This is a genomic window from Amycolatopsis sp. NPDC004747 (assembly GCF_053601335.1).
In genome coordinates this window covers 354016-370921 of record NZ_JBSGBQ010000005.1, presented here as the reverse complement: position 1 = coordinate 370921, position 16906 = coordinate 354016, and the positions used below count along the sequence as shown (strand labels likewise).

Here is a 16906-nt window from a genome sequence, read left to right as displayed (position 1 = left end):
CGCGGTCCACAGCATCGCCCGGTACGGTGAAGCAACCGAAGCAACAAGGGAGCACCGGTTGACCCAGGATTCGTCCAGCGCCCAGTCCCGGACCGTCAGCGTCGACGACACCGGCGTGCGGCGACGGCTCGCGGACGGCAGCGAAGAAGCTGTCACGTGGGCCGGCCTGTCGTCGGTGATGGTGCGGGTCATCCCCGACGGCCCGTGGAACGAAGACGTGTTCTTCATGCTGGTGGGCACCGACGGCAAGGGCACGGCGGTGCCCAGCGGCGACCCGGCGGCGGACGCGCTGATCGAGCGCCTGCAGGCCCTGCCGGGCTTCGACAACGAGAAGTTCATCGAGGCCATGACGACCGACGCCGACCAGGCGTACGTCGTTTGGGAATCCGGTCAGAACTAAGCCGCGGGGAAGGTTTCCGTCACCGGGATCTCCTTCTTGAGCGTCCGGCTCACCGTGCAGAGCCGTTCGATCGCGCGGTCCACGGCACCGGCGAGCGCGTCCCGCTGATCCGCCGTCAAAGCCGACACGTCGACATCGAAAGCGACGTGCACGGCGTCCAGCTCCGCAGCACCTTCACGCCGGTCCGCGGTGACGGCGACGCGGAACTTCGCGTCGTCACCGACCCGCCGCGTGATCAGCTCTTCGGCGGTCACCGCGCTGCAGCCCGCCGCCGCGATCTGCAGCAGTTCGGCGGGCGAAAACGCCCCTTCGGCGCCCTTGCGGCCCAGCCGGACTTCCGCGCCGCGCTCGTTGCGCCCGACGAACGCGTGCTCGCCCGTGCGTTCCACTTCCAGAGTCATGCCCGCTCCAACCCGGTCAGGAAACCGCTTGTTCCGGCGCCCACTGGGCGAGAACCGTGATCGTGCCCGGGTCGACCTCGGTGAACCCGGCGTCCCGCACGGCGATGACGCGGTCGCGCCGCCACGCGCCCTCCGGGTCGTCGCCCGGGTGCAGTTCCTTCCACTGCACGGGCGTCGCCGTGCGCACGGCGACCCGGAAGCCCCGCTCGGCCCAGGCGGCCCGCTCGGCGTCGCCCAGCAACGCGGCGAGGATCATCGTCGCGTGGCCGACCTGGGCGGCGCCCTTGCCGACGGTCATCGGCACGTGCGGGTTGAGCAGCAGCAACGGGACGCCGTCCGGGACCGGACCCGGCTCGTCCGGCGGCAGCTCGCTGCTGGAGATCTGCAGCCGTGCGACGTCCTTGGGGGTCTCGGTGACCAGCCCCGGCACGAGCGCCCGCGCCTCGGCGCCGTCGACCTCGACGGTGACGCCCGGCAGGTCCTGGACGGCCGCCCAATGCGCGCCCCGCGCCCGCCGTGCGACCTTCCGGATCCGGTTGTCGAGCCACGCGTGCACCGGCTCGGCCCACTCGCCACCAGGCTGCGAACGCTCGTCGAGGCACACCGCCAGCGCCGCCGCGGCCGCCGCCTCCAGCAGCGGCGTGCGGCCCGGCGGCTCGGCCCGCTCGATGCGGAGGATGACCGGCATCGCGCGGACTTCCTCCGGGAGCTCGTCGGAGGTGTCCGAAGTGTCTTCGGCCGGGAGCCCCAGCCAAAAGGCGTAGCGGGCGCCCAGGGGGTCGAGAACGCTGCTCACGGACGCATCAGCTCGAGCCCGTCGGCGGCGTCGGCCGCTTCGACCTCGCCGCGGGTCAGGCCGAGCATGAACAGCACGGCGTCGAGGTACGGGTGCGACAGCGCGGTGTCGGCCACTTCGCGCAGCGCGGGCTTCGCGTTGAAGGCGACCCCCATGCCCGCGGCCGACAGCATGTCGATGTCGTTGGCCCCGTCTCCGACGGCGACGCACTGCTCGAGCGGGATGTCGTACTCGGCGGCGAAGCGGCGAAGCACCTTCGCCTTGCCCGCGCGGTCGACGACGTCGCCGACGACCTTGCCGGTGAGCTGACCGTCCACGATCTCGAGCTCGTTCGCCACGGCGAAGTCGAGCCCGAGCTCCTCCGCCAAGCCCGCGATGACCTGGGTGAAGCCACCCGAAACGACGCCGGTGCGGAAGCCCATCCGCTTGAGCGTCCGGATCGTGGTGCGGGCACCCGGGGTCAGCTCGAGCGACGCGGCGACCTGGTCGATCGCCGACGCCGGCACACCGGCCAGCAGCGCGACCCGCCGTTCCAGCGACTCGGTGAAGTTCAGCTCGCCCCGCATGGCCGCTTCGGTGATCTCGCGGATCTCCGGCTCGACCCCGGCGTGCGCGCCCAGCATCTCGATGACCTCGCCCTGGATGAGGGTCGAGTCCACGTCGAACACGACGAGCCGCTTCGCCCGGCGCATGATGCCGGCCCGCTCCACCGCGATGTCGACCCCCGCCTCCACGGCGGCGTCCGCGAGCTGGGAGCGCAGCGCCGCGTCGGCGTCGGCGCTGTCCTCGTGGACCGAGACGTACAGCTCGAGCCCGGTCACGGGGTAGTCGGCGACGCTGCGGATCGCGTCGATGTTGGCGCCCAGCGCGGCCAGCCGGCGGGCGACCTCCGAGAAGCCGCGCGCGGTGACCGGGCGGCCCAGGACGACCAGGACGTGCGAGGAGTCGCGGCGTCCGAGCGCGAACGGGTCGTCGCCGATCGCGCTGCCGATCTTCACGTCGACCTGCATGCCGACGGAGGCCATCGCCTGCTCGACCGACTCCTGCAGGCCCTCCGGGTCGCGGTAGACGCCGGCGAGCACCCCGAGCACGAGCTGCCCGCGGATGACCACCTGCTCGACGTCGAGCACGTCGACGTCGTGCCGGGTCAGCACGGCGAACAGCACGGACGAGACACCCGGCTTGTCGGGGCCGGTCGTCGTGATCAGGACGGGGGTCTGGGTCACTGGTCATCCCTCGTTCGGCAACGCTGCACAGCCAGTCTGCCGGTCCGGGGTCGGACATAAGTAGAGCGCGTGCCCGGCTTCACATAAGCCGGGCACGCGCTCACTCGTTCAGGTGTTACTTGTCGCCTTGCTCGCTGGCGTTGTCCTTGGAGTGGTCTCCCGGGATCACCGCTTCGGTGAGCAGCTGCGACGGCGCCGCGTGGCTGTTGACCTTCTGCTTCCCGAAGAAGCCGATCTCGCCCTCGTTGTGGATGCGCTCGATCATGTGCGGGTAGTGCAGCTCGAACGCGGGCCGCTCGGAGCGGATCCGGGGCAGCTCGGTGAAGTTGTGCCGCGGCGGCGGGCAGGAGGTCGCCCACTCGAGCGAGTTGCCGTAGCCCCACGGGTCGTCCACCGTGACGATCTCGCCGTACCGGTAGCTCTTGAAGACGTTCCAGATGAACGGCAGCGTCGAGGCACCGAGGATGTACGCGCCGATCGTGGAGATCGTGTTCAGCGTGGTGAAGCCGTCGGTGGTCAGGTAGTCCGCGTACCGGCGCGGCATGCCCTCGGCACCCAGCCAGTGCTGGACGAGGAACGTGCCGTGGAAGCCGATGAACGTGGTCCAGAAGTGCCACTTGCCGAGCTTCTCGTCCATCATCCGGCCGGTGATCTTCGGGAACCAGAAGTAGATGCCGGCGAAGGTGGCGAACACGATCGTGCCGTAGAGCACGTAGTGGAAGTGCGCGACGACGAAGTAGCTGTCCGACACGTGGAAGTCGATCGCGGGCGCGGCCAGCAGGATGCCGGTCAGGCCGCCGAAGAGGAACGTGACGATGAAGCCCATCGAGAAGATCATCGGCGTCTCGAAGGACAGCTGGCCCTTCCACATCGTGCCGATCCAGTTGAAGAACTTGATGCCGGTCGGGACGGCGATCAGGAACGTCATGAAGGAGAAGAACGGCAGCAGCACGGCGCCGGTGGCGTACATGTGGTGCGCCCACACCGCGACCGACAGGGCCGCGATGGCCAGCGTCGCCCAGACCAGGCTCTTATAGCCGAACAGCGGCTTGCGGCTGAACACCGGGAAGATCTCCGACACGATGCCGAAGAACGGCAGCGCGACGATGTACACCTCGGGATGGCCGAAGAACCAGAACAGGTGCTGCCAGAGGATGACGCCGCCGTTTTCGGGGTCGAACACGTGCGCCCCGAGGTGCCGGTCCGCCAGCAGGCCCATCAGGGCCGCGGTCAGGATCGGGAAGGCGAGCAGGACCAGGATCGACGTCACCAGGATGTTCCAGGTGAAGATCGGCATCCGGTACATCGTCATGCCCGGCGCGCGCAGGCAGACCACGGTGGTGATCATGTTGACCGCACCGAGGATGGTGCCGAGACCACCGACGATCAGGCCGGAGATCCAGAGGTCGGCGCCGACGCCCGGCGAGTGGATGGCGTCCGACAGCGGGGTGTAGGCGAACCAGCCGAAGTCGGCGGCGCCACCCGGGGTCAGGAAGCCGGACATCACGATCAGGCCGCCGAAGAGGTACAGCCAGTACGAGAACGCGTTCAGCCGCGGGAAGGCGACGTCCGGCGAGCCGATCTGCAGCGGCAGGACGAAGTTCGCGAAGCCGAAGAGGATCGGGGTCGCGTACAGCAGCAGCATCACCGTGCCGTGCATGGTGAACAGCTGGTTGTACTGCTCCTGGGACAGGAACTGCTGCCCGGGGCGCGCCAGCTCGGTGCGGATCAGCATGGCCATCGCGCCGCCCGCCATGAAGAAGGCGAACGACGTGACCAGGTACATGATCCCGATCTGCTTGTGGTCCGTCGTGCGGAACAACCGCAGCAGGTACGAACCCTTGACCGACTCGCGCGCGGGATACGGGCGCGTCGCGATCGGCTTGGGGGCTACGGCCGTCACTCCTGCCTCCAACACTGAAACCTTGTGGTGGTCATCGTCGCGCCACCGGGGCTCGGGAAGGCCCGATCCGGCGGCTTAGGGGGATCGTAGCCCTCGCTACCGACAGTCGCGCGCACCGGCTGGCAAGATCGGGGCGTGGCCGACGACTACACCCGCGCGGCGGTGCGCGCGGCCCAGGCCGTGACCGCCCGGCTGGGCCTTCCCGGCCACGGGCCCGAGGTGCTCCACGAACGCTCGAACGTGCTGGTGAGGCTGGGTCCGCTGGTCGCCAGGGTGCCCGCGACGACCCGGCTGCTCCGCCCGGAACCGGCGGCCTGGCTGGCGCGGGACGTCGCGCTCTCGAGGTTTCTCACGGAACGTGGTGTGCTCGTCGTCTCACCGACGACGGATCCCCCGGCCGGGCCGCATTTCGCGGACGGGCTGCCGGTCACGCTCTGGCACCACACCCCGCACGATCCGGGCCACCGGTACGCCCCGGACGTCGTCGCGCGTTCGCTCGCCGAAGTGCACGCGGCCCTGCTCGAATACCCGGGCGAGATGCCCCGCCGCGGGCCACTTTCCGAGCTCGAGGGGCTCCTCGGGCGGTTCGACCTCGACCCCCGCCTGCGCGCGGAAGCCGCCCGGATCGAAGCCGCGTTGCCGGACGGCCCGGTCCGGCCGCTGCACGGCGACGCCCACCCCGGCAACCTGATCGCGACCGCGGCCGGGCCCTGCTGGCTGGACTTCGAGGACACCTGGCTGGGGCCGCTCGCCTGGGACCTCGGCATCCTGGCCCGGCAAGGCGGCCCGGAGTACCTGGCCGCCTACCCCGGTCCGGTGCCCGAGGACGCCCTCGAGGCGTACACGCGGTTGCGGGAACTCTTCGCCGTCGCCTGGCGCTTCGTCATCGCCCGGCGGTTCCCGCACCGGCTTCCCGAAGCCCGCTCCGCGCTCGCTGCTTACTTCTCTTGAAGCTCTCGAGTCGCGGGGTACCAGGAGAGGATCGCCTCGACCACGCCCGCGGGGTCTTCGAGCGGCGTGAGGTGGCCGGCGTCGGGCAGCACGACCAGCGTCGCGCCGTCCATGACCTCGGCGATTTCGCTCGCCGACGCCACCGGGGTGATCGGGTCCTCTTCGCCGACGATGACCAGCGCCGGGACCTTCGAGTCCCGCAGCAGGTCCAGCGAGTCGGGCCGGGTGCGCAGCGCGAGCGCCGTCCACGAGATCCCGGCCGGCGGCTGGGATTCGATGATCTCCCGGACCGTTTCGACGAGCTCGGGACGCCGCGCGTGCGTCGATTCGGTCAGCAGGTTGGGCAGGTTGGCCTCGGCGAGCCAGGTCTTGGTGCCTTCGTGCTCCACGCGGGCCGCGACGTCCAGCCTCGTCTGCGCGGCTTCGGGCGTGTCGGGCGTGGCCTTGGTGTCGATGAGCACGAGCCCGCCGACCCGCTCCGGCGCGAGCCGCAGCACGGCCATCGCGAGGTAGCCGCCCATCGAGCAGCCGCCGAGCACGACGCGGTCGAGGTCCAGCCGGTCGAGCAGGGCGACGACGTCACGCGCGGCGTCTTCGAGACTCGGTTCGCGGCCGGTCTCCGGCAGCGGCGAGCGGCCGAGCCCGCGCTGGTCCGGGGTGATCACCCGAAGGTGTGAAGCGAGGGGCTCGCGCACCGCGTTCCACATGCGGGAATCCAGCGGGAAGGCGTGGAGCAGGACCAGCGGCAGTTCGGTCATGCGGCTCATTTTGTCGGACCCCCTCGTTAGCTTCGCCGATGTGTTCACCGACATCGAAACCGACCGGCTCCTGCTCCGTCCGCTCCGCGAGGCGGACAGGCAGGCGATGGTCGACATCCACACCGACCCGCGGACCAACCGCTTCCACCCGGACCCGCCCGACGTCCCGCGCGCGTCGGAGATGTTCTCGGGCTGGCTGGCGCACTGGGCCGAGCACGGCTTCGGCTACCCGGCGGTCCTCGAGCGCGGCGGCACCGAGGTGCTCGGCATGTGCGGCGTCCGCATGCGCGAGTTCCACGGCGAGAAGGTGCTGAACCTCGGCTACCGCTTCCGGCCGTCGGCGTGGGGAAAGGGGTACGCGGTGGAGGCGGGGCAGGCGGTACTGGCGTGGTGCGCCCGCGAGCTGCCGTCGGTGCCGGTGCTGGCGAGCGTCAGCATCGCGAACAAGCCGTCGCTGCGGGTGGCGGAGCGCCTCGGCTTCATGGAGTACACGGAGGAGCAGTACGAGGGCGCGATGTCGAGGCACTACCGGCTCTGACGGACCGGTCGCTGTTTGACAACTCCAGAGTGAACCGGGCCCACCGGGCTTCACCAGCGGCGGTGCGGCCGCCGCCGGGCCCGGGCGTCCCAGCAGGCGCGGTGCCAGTGCCGCCGGTCGGCGACGGAGCCGGTCTCGTCGGCGGGCCAGACGACGAGGTGCGGCGTCCCCGGCCGGATCTCGTGGTCGCACCCGGGGCACCGGTAGACCTTGGTGGCCTGGCTGCCGGGCACGGTCCGCACCAGCCAGTCCCCGTCCGTCCCGGATTCGGCCCGCGCCCACCCGGTGGCGGCACCGAGCTCCCGCTCGGGCGGCCCCCCATCCGAACGGCGCCCGGGCCGGTTGCGTCGTGGCACGCCCAAACGTTACCCACCCCGCAAGCCGACCCTCCAGGCACGCGAGTCGTCCGCCCAGGTACGCGAGTCGTCCATTTGAGTACGCGAGTCGTCCACCCAGGTACGCGAGTCGTCCCTTCAATCACGAGTGATGCCCCCTCAATCACGGGTGATGCCCTTCCAATCACGCGTGATCCCTGCCCAATCACAGGTGAAGCCCGCTCGAGCCCGGGCGCGATGCCCGCCGGCGCTCAGGCCGCCCGGTCCGCCACCCGGCCGCCGGTGCCCAGCCGGTCCAGGATCGCGTCGTGGGCGAGTCCGTCCCAGCCGAGCCGGCGGAGGGTGCGGCCGGTCCGGCGGAAGTCCTCGCCGCCGAGCACCGACATGATCGTGATCGCGGCGTCGACCATCGGTGTGGCGACGCCGGCGCACCGCGCGAGTGCCTGCAGCGGCACCAGCGTGGAGCGGATGTCCTCGGTCAGGAACCGGTGGTCGAGGCTGGTCGGCGCGGCGATCGTCCGGTACGGCTTCACCGTCCGCAGCGCGTCGAGCAACGTCGTGGCCGGGCAGCCGTAGTAGCGGTCGAGGACCTCGGTCATGGGCAGCAGCCGGGCGCCGTACGCGGCCGCGACGGCGGCGAACTCGGCTTCGGTGCGTTCGAGCAGGGCGATCGTCCGCGCCGAGACGCCTTCGACGTAGAAGAGCAGGTCCTCCGCGCGGTCGATGGTGCCGAGGTTGGCGAGCGCGATCGGCACGTGCGCGACCGCGCCGAAGTCGTGCAGGCCGCGTTCGACCGGGTTGCGCGCGACCTCCAGCATCGGGAACCACTCGCGCAGCAGCCCGGCGCGCCGGCCGACGGCGGCCTCGGTGCTGCCGGAGAGCAGGTTCCAGCCCTTGGTGCCGAGTACGGTGACACCGCCGGTCCCGGACGGCCGCGCGGCGAACAGCGCATCGGTCTCCACGACGTCGACGTCCGGCGCTCCGGCGGCGGCGAGCACGTGGGCGAACTCGACGCTCCCGCAGAGCTTGCTCGAGAACAGCACGACCACCTGCCCCGCGCGCAGGTGCGGCGCAAGCCGGACGGCGACTTCCGGATAGGCCGTGGTCACGGTGGCGACCAGGACGACGGCCCGCGCCCCCAGCCCGGCCGGGTCGTCGGTCACCTCCCGGAGCGGGAACCGCCCGTCGAGCACCCCATGAGCGACGATCTCCCGGCGACACGCGATCTCCCCCACGGCCTGGAGGTCCCGCGTGTAGAGGTGCACGGGCAGCTCCCGCGCGGCGAGGTAGGCGGCCACGGCCCGCCCTTCGCCGCCCGCTCCGACGACCCCGATCCCGTCCAGCACGCTCATTCCGCCCACTCCCGTCAGTCCGGTACGCAGTGGACAGGTCGGCACCCGGAGAGGGAAAGTTCCCACGGGAGCACGTTGCCGGAAACCGCGCGCCCGCTCGCCGAGGCCGGACGCCTTGGTTCCGCACAGTGGCCTGGAGGGAGGATGTCCTGGTGTCTCGCAGGTCGGAGTATTCGGAACAGTTCCGCCGTGCCGCCGTCGAGCTGGTGACCTCGGGTGATCGGCCGCTACCGCAGGTCGCCCGCGAACTCGGGGTGAACCACGAGACCCTGCGCTCGTGGGTCGACACCGCCAAGCAGGAGACGGTGGCCGACGAAGTGGCGCGATTGCGGAAGCAGGTCGCCGAGCTGGAGAAAGAGACGGAGATCCTGCGGAAAGCAACCGGCTATTTCGCGCGCGAGATGGATCGATGAGCTACCGCCACCGTTGATCTCCGGACACCGCGCCACCCACGACGTCCCGCGGATCACCACCGGGCTGCGCCGGCCTCAGGCACACGTGTCGTCCCTCCGATCAGGCGTGTCGTCCCTCCAGGCACGCGTGTCGTCCGCCCAGGAGCGCCCTACCCCTGGGCCAGCGCCAGCGGCACCAGCTGCTCGGCCCTGGTCAGCGACCCGTGCTGCCCGACCAGCGACGTCTCCACGGCCTCCGCGAGCCCCCGCACCATCCCGAACCCGGCACGGGCCGCGGCGACGACGTCGCCGATGCGCGGCAGCACCCGGTCGCTCACCGTGTGCCCGAACCAGCCCTCCGCGACCGCCTCCTCGCGGGAGCGCACCCAGGCCCGCTCGCCCAGCACCTCCCGCCAGGCCGCGAGGACGTCCGCGGCCGCGCCCGGCTCCGCGTAGACGTGCCGGGCGCGGACCTCGCCCCCGAACGTCCGGACGCCCGCGAGCAGCTCCGGGGTGTCCTCGAGGTCGAGCTGGTCGTCGACCGTCACCATCCCGTGGTCGGCCACCACCGCCAGCAGCGCGCCGGCCGGCAGACCGTCCACAAGGGACTCGACGAGCCGGTCGATCTGCCGCAGGTGCATCCGCCAGGCGGCCGAACCGGGGCCGTAGACGTGCCCCAGCAGGTCGAGTTCGCTGTGGTAGGCGTAGCAGAACGCGCGTCCTTCGAGCATCGACAACGTCCGCGCGGCGAGGTCGCCCAGCGCGTGGACCCCGGCGTACTGCGCGCCGCTCTGGGTGGCCAGGGTCAAGGCCGTGTCCCGGAACTTGGCGGACGACACCACGGCCGCGTCGATGCCCGCCGCGGCGGCGCGCTCGAACGTCGTCGGCAGCGGCTGCACCTCGCGGGGCGGGAGCGCACCCCGCAGGTCGCTGCCGTCCTCGTGGCTGCACCAGCGCAACGCGTTCAGCACGCCGGTGCCGGGCATTTCGAAGGTGTAGCCGACCATCCCGTGCTCGCCGGAGGCGAGCCCGGTACCGATCGCGGCCACCCCGGCGGCCGTCGTCGAGGGGAAGCCGACGCGCAGCGGCTCGCGGGCGAGCTCGGTCAGCACCGGGGCGTCCTCGGCGTGCTCGGCGAGCAGCTCCCAGCCGAGCCCGTCGACGAGCAGCACGCCGGCGCTGCGGGCCTCCGGCAAGGCCAGCGCGTTCCCGCAGCCGGGCACCCCGAGCGCGGCGAGCAGGGACGGGACGACCTGGCCGAGGTGGGGCACGTCGGCGAGCGAGGGCGGCAGCACGCGCCCAGCTTCCCATCCCCGGGCGGCTCCGGCGATAATCGCCGCATGCCGACCTACGCCTACCGCTGCCGCGAGTGCACCGAGACCTTCGAGCTCCTGCGCCCGATGAGCGAATCCGGCGCGCCGGCCACCTGCCCGGAGGGCCACGCCGACACCGTCAAGCTGCTCACCACGGTCGCCCTCACCGGGGCCGCGAGCGGACCCGCGGCCCCGGCCGGCGGCGGTGGCTGCTGTGGCGGCGGCTGCTGCGGCTGACCGAACCGACCGGACTGAGCAGGCTCAGAGCGCCTTGAGCGCCTGCTCCAGGTCGGCCCAGAGGTCCTCGACGTCCTCGAGGCCTGCCGACAGCCGGATCAGCTGGTCGGACACCCCGGCGCCGTGGCGGTCGCCCTCGTCGACGATCCGGTGGCTGATCGAACCCGGGTGCTGGATCAGCGTGTCGACGCTGCCCAGGCTGACGGCCGGCGTGATGAGCCGGACGGCTCCGATCAGGGCGTGCGGGTCGCCGTCGATCTCGAAGGCCACCAGCGGGCCGCCGATCCGCGGGTATTGGACGGCGGTCACGGCCGGGTGCTCGCCGAGCCGTGCCGCCAGCGTTGCCGCGGTCGCCGAGGCCGCGTTGACGCGCAGCGGGAGCGTGGAAAGCCCGCGCAGCAACAGGTATCCGGCGAGCGGGTGCAGCACGCCGCCGGTGGCGAAGCGGATCTGCCGCAGCCGGGCGGCTTCCGCCGCGTCGCACGCGACGATCCCGCCCATCACGTCGCCGTGGCCGCCGAGGAACTTCGTCGCGCTGTGCAGCACGATCCGCGCGCCGTGGCGGCCCGGGCGCTGCAGGACCGGGGTGGCGAAGGTGTTGTCCACCAGGAGCGGCACGTCGCCGCAGGCGAGCGCCAGCTCGGCGATGTCCGCCTCGGCCAGGGTCGGGTTCGCCGGCGTCTCGACGAACACCAAGCCGGTGTCCGGCCTCAGGGCGGCGGCGACGGCGTCGGGCGCGGCCCAGGTGACCTCCGTGCCGAGCAGCCCGGACTCGAGCAGGTGGTCGCTGCAGCCGTAGAGCGGGCGCACGGCGACGACGTGCCGTTTCCCCTGCGCCACCGCGGAAAGGAGGCAGGCCGAGACGGCGGCCATACCGCTGGCGAACGCGACGCCGTGGTCGAAACCCTCCAGCTCGGCGAGCGCCCGCTCGAAGCGCTCGACGGTCGGGTTGCCCACCCGGCCGTAGATCGGCGGCCCGTCGAGCTCGGCGCCGGCGGCGAAGGCGTCGATCCGGGCGGCTTCGGCGGCACTGTCGCGGGACGGGTAGGTCGTGGACAGGTCGAGCGGAGCGGCGTGCACGCCGAGGTCCGTGAGATCGTCACGGCCGGCGTGGACGGCGCGCGTGCGCAGCGAGGAAGTCATGCCGGCATCGTCGAGCTTTCCCCGGACCGGGAGCAACACTCTCGGATATCATTCGGCGATGTCCGCTTCCGTCGAACTGAGTCCGGTGGACCTCGAGATTCTGCGCCTCCTGCAGAACGATGCCCGGATCACGAACAAGGACCTGGCGGCCGCGGTCGGCATCGCGCCGTCGACGTGCCTCGACCGCGTCGCCCGGCTGCGGGACACCGGCGTGATCACCGGGCAGCACGCGTCGGTCGACGCGGCGAAGCTGGGCCGTCCGCTGGAGGCGTTCCTGTTCGTCCAGGTCCGCCCGCACCGGCGGCCGCTGGTGGACCCGTTCATCGAGCACCTGCTCTCGCTGCCGGAGGTGCGCGCGGTCTACCACCTCACCGGGCCGGACGACTTCCTCGCGCACGTCGCCACCAGCTCCGCCGGCGAGCTGCAGCGGCTGGTCCTCGACGAGCTGACCGCGCGGGATGAAGTCGCCCGCGTCCACACGAACCTGGTGTTCCAGCACTGGAGCGGCGGCCCGCTGCTGCCGCCGAAGGCCTGACCGCCCGGCTTCAGAGCGTCTCGAGCCAGCGGCGGGTCTCGCGCGGGGACGTCAGCCGGACGACGGCCGGGCCGGGCGGCTCGGCGGCCCACGCCCGGATGCGGTCGCGCTTGCGCGCGAACGACGCGAAGTGCCAGCGGATGATCGAATCCGTGGAGAACATCTGGCGGAACGACTCGACGTTGCCGTTGCAGATCCGACGGCGGGTCAGCGCCCGCACGAACGTCCGGCGCACCAGGCGGCTCAGCGAAAGCCAGCGCGGGTAGTCGAGGCCCACGATCAGCTCGGCGCGGGGCAGTACGACGTCCTGCCACTTGCTGTAGACGGCGTCGAGGACCCAGCGCGGCTCACCGCACACCTCGGCGACCAGGCGGCGCTGCTCCTCGTCGGGGGTGCCGACCCAGCCCGGCTGCCAGCAGATGTCGTCCGCGGAGTGGTAGGGCAGGCCGGTGCGCTCGGCGATCCGGGCCGCGAGCGTGGACTTGCCCGAGCCGGTGACGCCGTAGACGACGATGCGGTCAGGCGTCGAGGTCACGAGCGGGCTCCCGCGGGGCGCGATAGGGCAGCGTCTGGCTGTAGACGAGGTTCGTGGTCGTGCTGCCGAACTGGCACAGCTCGTCCACCGTGCGCTCGAGGTGGGCCATGGAGGCCGCGGCGATCTTGAGCGTGTAGCAGTCGTCGCCGGTGGTGCGCAGGCATTCGAGGATCTCCGAGCGCTCGGCGAGCAGCTTGTGCAACGGCTCGTGCCTGCTGCCCGGGTACTTGAGCCGGACCACGGCCAGCACCGGGTAGCCGAGCTTGCCGAGGTCGATCTCCGCGCGGTAGCCGCTGATCACGCCGGTGGACTCGAGCCGGCGGAGGCGTTCGGTGGCCGCGGACGCGCTGAGGTTCACCCGGCGGCCGAGCTCGGTGAGCGGCAGCCGGGCGTCGCGCTGGAGCTCGGCGAGGATCGCCCAGTCCGTCGGGTCGAGACTCTCGGTCATCCGCCGAACATACCGTGGGATCCACGGCCGAACGGGCCGAACGCCGTGATCATTCCCTTCCGGATTCGGGCAAAACGTCGATAGCCTTTCCGGGTGAAGATCGGCGTGAACGTCCCCAACTTCGGCCCCGGCACGGACCCCGGCGTCCTGCGTTCCTGGGCGCAGACGGTGGAAGGCCTCGGTTTCGACCTGCTGATGGTGTCCGACCACGTCGCCATCACGCCGGACGTCGCCGAGCAGTACCCGGCGCCGTTCTACGAGCCGTTCACGACACTGTCGTGGCTGGCCGGGGTGACGCGGAAGGTCCGGCTGGGCACCACCGTGCTGGTGGTGCCGTACCGGCATCCCCTCCTGGTGGCACGGATGGCCGCGAACCTCGACCAGCTCAGCGGCGGCCGGCTCGTGATCGGGGCCGGGATCGGCTGGGCCAGGCAGGAGTTCGAGGCGCTGGGCGTGCCGTTCGAGCAGCGCGGCAAGCTCACCACCGAGCACCTGCGGGCGATCCGGGCCGCGTGGGCCGAGCGGGACGACTACCGCGCCGGCCCGATCCCGCTGTGGCTCGGTGGCCACAGTGACGCCGGGCTGCGCCGGGCGATCGAGCTCGGCGACGCGTGGCACCCGCTGCGGCTGACGACGGCCGGATTCCGGGAACTGCTGGGGCGCCTGGAAAAACTGGCGGGTGACCGGCCGGTGCCCGCTTTCGCGCCGCGGATCCTGCTGCGGCTGACGGCGGCGCCGGTGACCGGGCCGGGCCGGCTCGCCGGGCACGGCACGCTCGAGCAAGTCCTCGACGACCTGGGGCAGTTGCGAGCACTGGGGGCGGACACCGTCGTGCTCGACCCGTTCGACTCGGACCCGGCCGAAACGCTGCGCCCGGAGGTGGCGTGGCGTGATCTCGCGGCAGTGGCCGCATCCTGGAGGGAGAACCTGTGAAGGACACCGAAGAAGCCCTGCTGCGGCGGGCGATCGAGCTCGCCCGCGAGGCGCGCGAGGAACACGGCAACCCGCCGTTCGGCTCCCTGCTGGCCGACGCCGACGGGAAGATCCTGGCCGAGGACCGCAACACCTCGTTGACCGACAACGACATCACGGCCCACCCGGAGCTGAAGCTGGCCCGCTGGGCGGCGCAGCACCTCGACCCGGAAACCGCGGCCGCGACGACGATGTTCACCAGCACGCAGCCGTGCGGGATGTGCACCGGCGCGATCGAACGGTCCGGGCTCGGCCGCGTCGTCTACGCGCTGTCGACCGAACAGTTCCTCACCCTGCGCCCGCCGCTCACCTGGGGCAACCACAAGCTGGAAGGCCCCGCGCTGTTCGACGAGGCCCGCGTGCCGGTCGAGGGCTACTACAAGTGACGGACTACCAGGTGCGCCCGGTGGCGCGCATCGAGTCACCCCTGACGGACCGCGCGGCGGCCCCGAAGCAGGGCGACGAGGGCGCGCCACCGTCCCGGGTGGTGTTCGCACCGGAGTTCGCCCCGGCGGCGGCCGACCTCCGGCCGGGCGATCGGCTGGTCCTCCTGACGTGGCTGCACGAAGCGGACCGGGACGTCCAGGCGGTCCACCCCCGTGGCGACCGGGAGCGCCCGAGCACCGGCGTGTTCTCGACGCGCTCGCCGGACCGCCCGAACCCGATCGGCCTCCACACGGTGACGGTGACGGCGGTCGAGGGCAGCACGCTCACGGTCACCGGCCTGGAGGCCATCGACGGCACGCCGGTGCTCGACGTGAAGCCGGTCCTCGGCGAGGTGGCCGAGCGCTGATCAGTAGTCCTTGAAGCCCTTCCCGGTCTTCCGGCCCAGCCGCCCGGCCGTCACGAGGTGCTCCAGCAGCGGCGCCGGCGCGAAACCCTCCTCGCGGAACTCGTTGTAGAGCGTCCGCTGGATGGCCAGTGACACGTCGAGGCCGACGACGTCCAGCAGCTCGAACGGGCCCATCGGCAGGCCGCAGCCGACCTTCATGGCGGTGTCGATGTCGTCCGCGCCCGCGTAGTGGGCCTCCAGCATCTTCACCGCGTCGTTGAGGTACGGGAACAGCAGCGCGTTGACGATGAACCCGGCGCGGTCGCCGCAGTGCACCGCGTGCTTGCCCACCGCGGCGCAGACCGCGCTCGCCGTCGCCACCACGTCCGGTGCGGTCGCGATCGTCGACACCACCTCGACCAGCTTCATCACCGGGGCCGGGTTGAAGAAGTGGAGACCGACCACATCGGACGGCCGGGACGTCGCGGCCGCGCACTCGATCACCGGCAGCGAAGACGTCGTCGTCGCCAGCACCGCGCCGGGGCGGACCACCTCGTCCAGCGCGGCGAACACCGCCTGCTTGACCGCCAGTTCCTCGGCCACCGCCTCGACGACCAGGTCGACGTCGGCCAGCGCCTCGAAGTCGGTGACCGGGGTGATCCTGGCCAGTGCGGCCGAAGCGTCCTCTTCGGACAGTTTGCCCTTGACCACGGCCTTGTCGAGCGACTTCTTGACGCGCGCCACCGACGCCTGCGCCTTCTCCAGGCTCCGGGCGCGCAGCACGACGTCGAGGCCGCGCTTGGCGAACACCTCCGCGATGCCGGTTGCCATCGTGCCCGTGCCGATCACGCCCACCCGCGCCACCGGGCGCGGCGGCACAGCGTCCACTGTGGACACAGCCGCCGCGTCCGCGACCACGTTGGGCGAGTCCGGGGCGTCGTAGGTGTAGAAGCCCCGGCCGGTCTTGCGGCCCAGCAGGCCCGCGGTGATCATCTGCTTGAGCAGCGGCGCGGGCGCGTGCAGGCGGTTGCGGGACTGGTGGTACATCGTGTCGAGGATTTCGTTGGCGGTGTCCAGCCCGATCAGGTCGAGCAGCGCGAGCGGGCCCATCGGGTAGCCGCAGCCGAAGCGCATGGCGGCGTCGAGGTCCTCGCGCGTGGCGTAGCGCTGCTCGTACATCCGCACCGCGTGGTTGAGGTAGCCGAACAGCAGGGCGTTGGCGATGAACCCGGCCCGGTCGCCGATCACCACCGGCACCTTGCCGAGCCGCTCGGCGAACTCGACCACCCCGGCGACCACGTCCGGCTCGGTCACCACCGTCTTGACGATCTCGACGAGCTTCAGCACCGGCGCCGGGTTGAAGAAGTGCATGCCGACGACCTTGCCGGGCCGCGCGGTGTGCACGCCGATCTCGGTGATCGACAGCGACGACGTGTTGGACGCGAAGACCACTTCGGGCCGGGTGATCTTGTCCAGCTCGGCGAAGACGTCGGCCTTCAGCTCGAGGCTCTCCGGGATCGCCTCGATCACCAGGTCCACTTCGGACAGATCCGACAGTGACGTGCGGTAGGTGATCCGGCCGAGCAGCGCCGCGCGCCCGGCCTCGTCCAGCTTGCCGCCGGAGAGCGCCCGTTCGGTGGAGTGCTCGAGGTGGCCGCGGCCGCGCGCGACACCGGCTTCGTCGAGTTCGACCGTGACGACGTCGAGCCCGCTGCGCGCGAGCACTTCGGCGATCCCGGCCCCCATGGTGCCCAGGCCGACCACACCGACCGTCGAGATGTCCCGCGCCATCGAAGCCTCCAGAGAGGTTACTCGCCGGTAATTGGCCTCGATACTGCCACGCGGCACCGCCGGAAGCCCAGACGGAATCGAGTCAGTACCGCGCAAGTCACCCGGTCG

General features: G+C 71.6%; 21 protein-coding genes. 9 read left to right on the top strand and 12 right to left on the bottom strand.

Annotation, left to right across the window (positions count from 1 at the left end; all coding sequences use genetic code 11):
* Positions 1–58: 58 nt before the first annotated feature.
* On the top strand, positions 59–400 hold the full coding sequence (locus tag ACWEGE_RS10720; protein ID WP_013229471.1) for a hypothetical protein: 342 nt from the start codon (positions 59–61) through the stop codon (positions 398–400).
* Here ACWEGE_RS10720 and ACWEGE_RS10715 read toward each other — a convergent pair.
* The 4 genes from ACWEGE_RS10715 to ctaD form a co-directional block, all read right to left on the bottom strand.
* On the bottom strand, positions 397–801 hold the full coding sequence (locus ACWEGE_RS10715) for an OsmC family protein (RefSeq protein ID WP_449660208.1): 405 nt from the start codon (positions 799–801) through the stop codon (positions 397–399). The genes ACWEGE_RS10720 and ACWEGE_RS10715 overlap by 4 nt on opposite strands.
* Positions 802–817: 16 nt before the next feature.
* Entirely contained in the window at positions 818–1597 is a 780-nt protein-coding gene (locus ACWEGE_RS10710; RefSeq protein ID WP_449660207.1) for a peptidyl-tRNA hydrolase, read from the bottom strand.
* The gene (gene serB, locus ACWEGE_RS10705) at positions 1594–2823 is read right to left on the bottom strand and encodes a phosphoserine phosphatase SerB (protein WP_449660206.1); all 1230 of its coding nucleotides are present in this window, start codon (positions 2821–2823) and stop codon (positions 1594–1596) included. Before serB ends, ACWEGE_RS10710 begins: the two co-directional genes overlap by 4 nt.
* A gap of 115 nt (positions 2824–2938) precedes the next feature.
* Positions 2939–4726, bottom strand: a complete 1788-nt coding sequence (gene ctaD, locus ACWEGE_RS10700) for an aa3-type cytochrome oxidase subunit I (protein WP_449660205.1) — start codon at positions 4724–4726, stop codon at positions 2939–2941.
* 135 nt (positions 4727–4861) lie between these two features.
* On the opposite strand from ctaD, the gene ACWEGE_RS10695 reads away from it, so the two are divergent.
* Positions 4862–5677: a phosphotransferase family protein gene (locus ACWEGE_RS10695; RefSeq protein WP_449660204.1), complete on the top strand. Its 816-nt coding sequence runs from the start codon at positions 4862–4864 to the stop codon at positions 5675–5677.
* Here the strand turns inward: ACWEGE_RS10695 and ACWEGE_RS10690 are convergent.
* A complete protein-coding gene (locus tag ACWEGE_RS10690) occupies positions 5665–6435 on the bottom strand; it encodes an alpha/beta fold hydrolase (protein ID WP_449660203.1) in 771 nt (256 codons plus the stop codon). The two genes, ACWEGE_RS10695 and ACWEGE_RS10690, sit on opposite strands and share 13 nt — an antisense overlap.
* On the opposite strand from ACWEGE_RS10690, the gene ACWEGE_RS10685 reads away from it, so the two are divergent.
* The gene (locus ACWEGE_RS10685; RefSeq protein ID WP_449660202.1) at positions 6434–6973 is read left to right on the top strand and encodes a GNAT family N-acetyltransferase; all 540 of its coding nucleotides are present in this window, start codon (positions 6434–6436) and stop codon (positions 6971–6973) included. The two genes, ACWEGE_RS10690 and ACWEGE_RS10685, sit on opposite strands and share 2 nt — an antisense overlap.
* A gap of 50 nt (positions 6974–7023) precedes the next feature.
* Here ACWEGE_RS10685 and ACWEGE_RS10680 read toward each other — a convergent pair whose 3' ends face one another.
* The gene (locus tag ACWEGE_RS10680) at positions 7024–7329 is read right to left on the bottom strand and encodes a hypothetical protein (protein ID WP_449660201.1); all 306 of its coding nucleotides are present in this window, start codon (positions 7327–7329) and stop codon (positions 7024–7026) included.
* 230 nt (positions 7330–7559) lie between these two features.
* A complete protein-coding gene (locus ACWEGE_RS10675) occupies positions 7560–8660 on the bottom strand; it encodes an NAD/NADP octopine/nopaline dehydrogenase family protein (RefSeq protein WP_449660200.1) in 1101 nt (366 codons plus the stop codon).
* A gap of 152 nt (positions 8661–8812) precedes the next feature.
* Between ACWEGE_RS10675 and ACWEGE_RS10670 the strand changes: the two genes are divergently transcribed.
* Positions 8813–9073 (top strand): transposase, encoded by a 261-nt coding sequence (locus ACWEGE_RS10670; RefSeq protein ID WP_449660199.1) that lies wholly within the window; start codon positions 8813–8815, stop codon positions 9071–9073.
* 149 nt (positions 9074–9222) lie between these two features.
* Here ACWEGE_RS10670 and ACWEGE_RS10665 read toward each other — a convergent pair whose 3' ends face one another.
* Positions 9223–10347 (bottom strand): alkaline phosphatase family protein, encoded by a 1125-nt coding sequence (locus ACWEGE_RS10665; protein WP_449660198.1) that lies wholly within the window; start codon positions 10345–10347, stop codon positions 9223–9225.
* A 45-nt stretch (positions 10348–10392) separates the two neighbouring features.
* Between ACWEGE_RS10665 and ACWEGE_RS10660 the strand changes: the two genes are divergently transcribed.
* Complete coding sequence (locus ACWEGE_RS10660; RefSeq protein ID WP_206784598.1) at positions 10393–10602, top strand: FmdB family zinc ribbon protein; 210 nt, start codon at positions 10393–10395, stop codon at positions 10600–10602.
* Between the two features lie 24 nt (positions 10603–10626).
* Here the strand turns inward: ACWEGE_RS10660 and ACWEGE_RS10655 are convergent, their stop codons facing one another.
* Positions 10627–11745 carry a trans-sulfuration enzyme family protein gene (locus tag ACWEGE_RS10655; protein WP_449660197.1) on the bottom strand — a complete coding sequence of 373 codons (1119 nt, stop codon included), beginning with the start codon at positions 11743–11745 and terminating at the stop codon, positions 10627–10629.
* A gap of 58 nt (positions 11746–11803) precedes the next feature.
* On the opposite strand from ACWEGE_RS10655, the gene ACWEGE_RS10650 reads away from it, so the two are divergent.
* The gene (locus tag ACWEGE_RS10650; RefSeq protein WP_449660196.1) at positions 11804–12280 is read left to right on the top strand and encodes an Lrp/AsnC family transcriptional regulator; all 477 of its coding nucleotides are present in this window, start codon (positions 11804–11806) and stop codon (positions 12278–12280) included.
* A gap of 10 nt (positions 12281–12290) precedes the next feature.
* Here the strand turns inward: ACWEGE_RS10650 and ACWEGE_RS10645 are convergent, their stop codons facing one another.
* Both ACWEGE_RS10645 and ACWEGE_RS10640 read right to left on the bottom strand, forming a co-directional pair.
* Complete coding sequence (locus tag ACWEGE_RS10645; protein ID WP_449660195.1) at positions 12291–12815, bottom strand: adenylate kinase; 525 nt, start codon at positions 12813–12815, stop codon at positions 12291–12293.
* A complete protein-coding gene (locus tag ACWEGE_RS10640; protein ID WP_449660194.1) occupies positions 12799–13263 on the bottom strand; it encodes an Lrp/AsnC family transcriptional regulator in 465 nt (154 codons plus the stop codon). Before ACWEGE_RS10640 ends, ACWEGE_RS10645 begins: the two co-directional genes overlap by 17 nt.
* Positions 13264–13356: 93 nt before the next feature.
* Here ACWEGE_RS10640 and ACWEGE_RS10635 point away from each other — a divergent pair, with 93 nt between their 5' ends.
* Genes ACWEGE_RS10635 through tsaA form a run of 3 tightly spaced genes read left to right on the top strand, consistent with a single transcriptional unit; the run spans position 13357 to position 15028 of the window.
* On the top strand, positions 13357–14196 hold the full coding sequence (locus tag ACWEGE_RS10635) for an LLM class flavin-dependent oxidoreductase (RefSeq protein WP_449660193.1): 840 nt from the start codon (positions 13357–13359) through the stop codon (positions 14194–14196).
* Positions 14193–14621: a nucleoside deaminase gene (locus ACWEGE_RS10630; protein WP_449660192.1), complete on the top strand. Its 429-nt coding sequence runs from the start codon at positions 14193–14195 to the stop codon at positions 14619–14621. The genes ACWEGE_RS10635 and ACWEGE_RS10630 overlap by 4 nt, the downstream gene beginning before the upstream one ends.
* Complete coding sequence (tsaA, locus tag ACWEGE_RS10625; protein ID WP_449660191.1) at positions 14618–15028, top strand: tRNA (N6-threonylcarbamoyladenosine(37)-N6)-methyltransferase TrmO; 411 nt, start codon at positions 14618–14620, stop codon at positions 15026–15028. The genes ACWEGE_RS10630 and tsaA overlap by 4 nt, the downstream gene beginning before the upstream one ends.
* Here the strand turns inward: tsaA and ACWEGE_RS10620 are convergent, their stop codons facing one another.
* Complete coding sequence (locus tag ACWEGE_RS10620; protein WP_449660190.1) at positions 15029–16798, bottom strand: 3-hydroxyacyl-CoA dehydrogenase family protein; 1770 nt, start codon at positions 16796–16798, stop codon at positions 15029–15031.
* Between the last annotated feature and the right edge of the window lie 108 nt (positions 16799–16906).

What these genes read in the sequence shown, in the direction of transcription:
- ACWEGE_RS10660 (WP_206784598.1), top strand. Translation starts at nt 10,393, where the DNA reads ATGCCGACCTACGCCTACCGCTGCCGCGAGTGCACCGAGACCTTCGAG.
- ACWEGE_RS10715 (WP_449660208.1), bottom strand. Translation starts at nt 801, where the DNA reads ATGACTCTGGAAGTGGAACGCACGGGCGAGCACGCGTTCGTCGGGCGC.
- ACWEGE_RS10675 (WP_449660200.1), bottom strand. Translation starts at nt 8,660, where the DNA reads ATGAGCGTGCTGGACGGGATCGGGGTCGTCGGAGCGGGCGGCGAAGGG.
- ACWEGE_RS10620 (WP_449660190.1), bottom strand. Translation starts at nt 16,798, where the DNA reads ATGGCGCGGGACATCTCGACGGTCGGTGTGGTCGGCCTGGGCACCATG.
- ACWEGE_RS10650 (WP_449660196.1), top strand. Translation starts at nt 11,804, where the DNA reads ATGTCCGCTTCCGTCGAACTGAGTCCGGTGGACCTCGAGATTCTGCGC.
- ACWEGE_RS10655 (WP_449660197.1), bottom strand. Translation starts at nt 11,745, where the DNA reads ATGACTTCCTCGCTGCGCACGCGCGCCGTCCACGCCGGCCGTGACGAT.
- ACWEGE_RS10640 (WP_449660194.1), bottom strand. Translation starts at nt 13,263, where the DNA reads ATGACCGAGAGTCTCGACCCGACGGACTGGGCGATCCTCGCCGAGCTC.
- ACWEGE_RS10685 (WP_449660202.1), top strand. Translation starts at nt 6,434, where the DNA reads ATGCGGCTCATTTTGTCGGACCCCCTCGTTAGCTTCGCCGATGTGTTC.
- ACWEGE_RS10690 (WP_449660203.1), bottom strand. Translation starts at nt 6,435, where the DNA reads ATGACCGAACTGCCGCTGGTCCTGCTCCACGCCTTCCCGCTGGATTCC.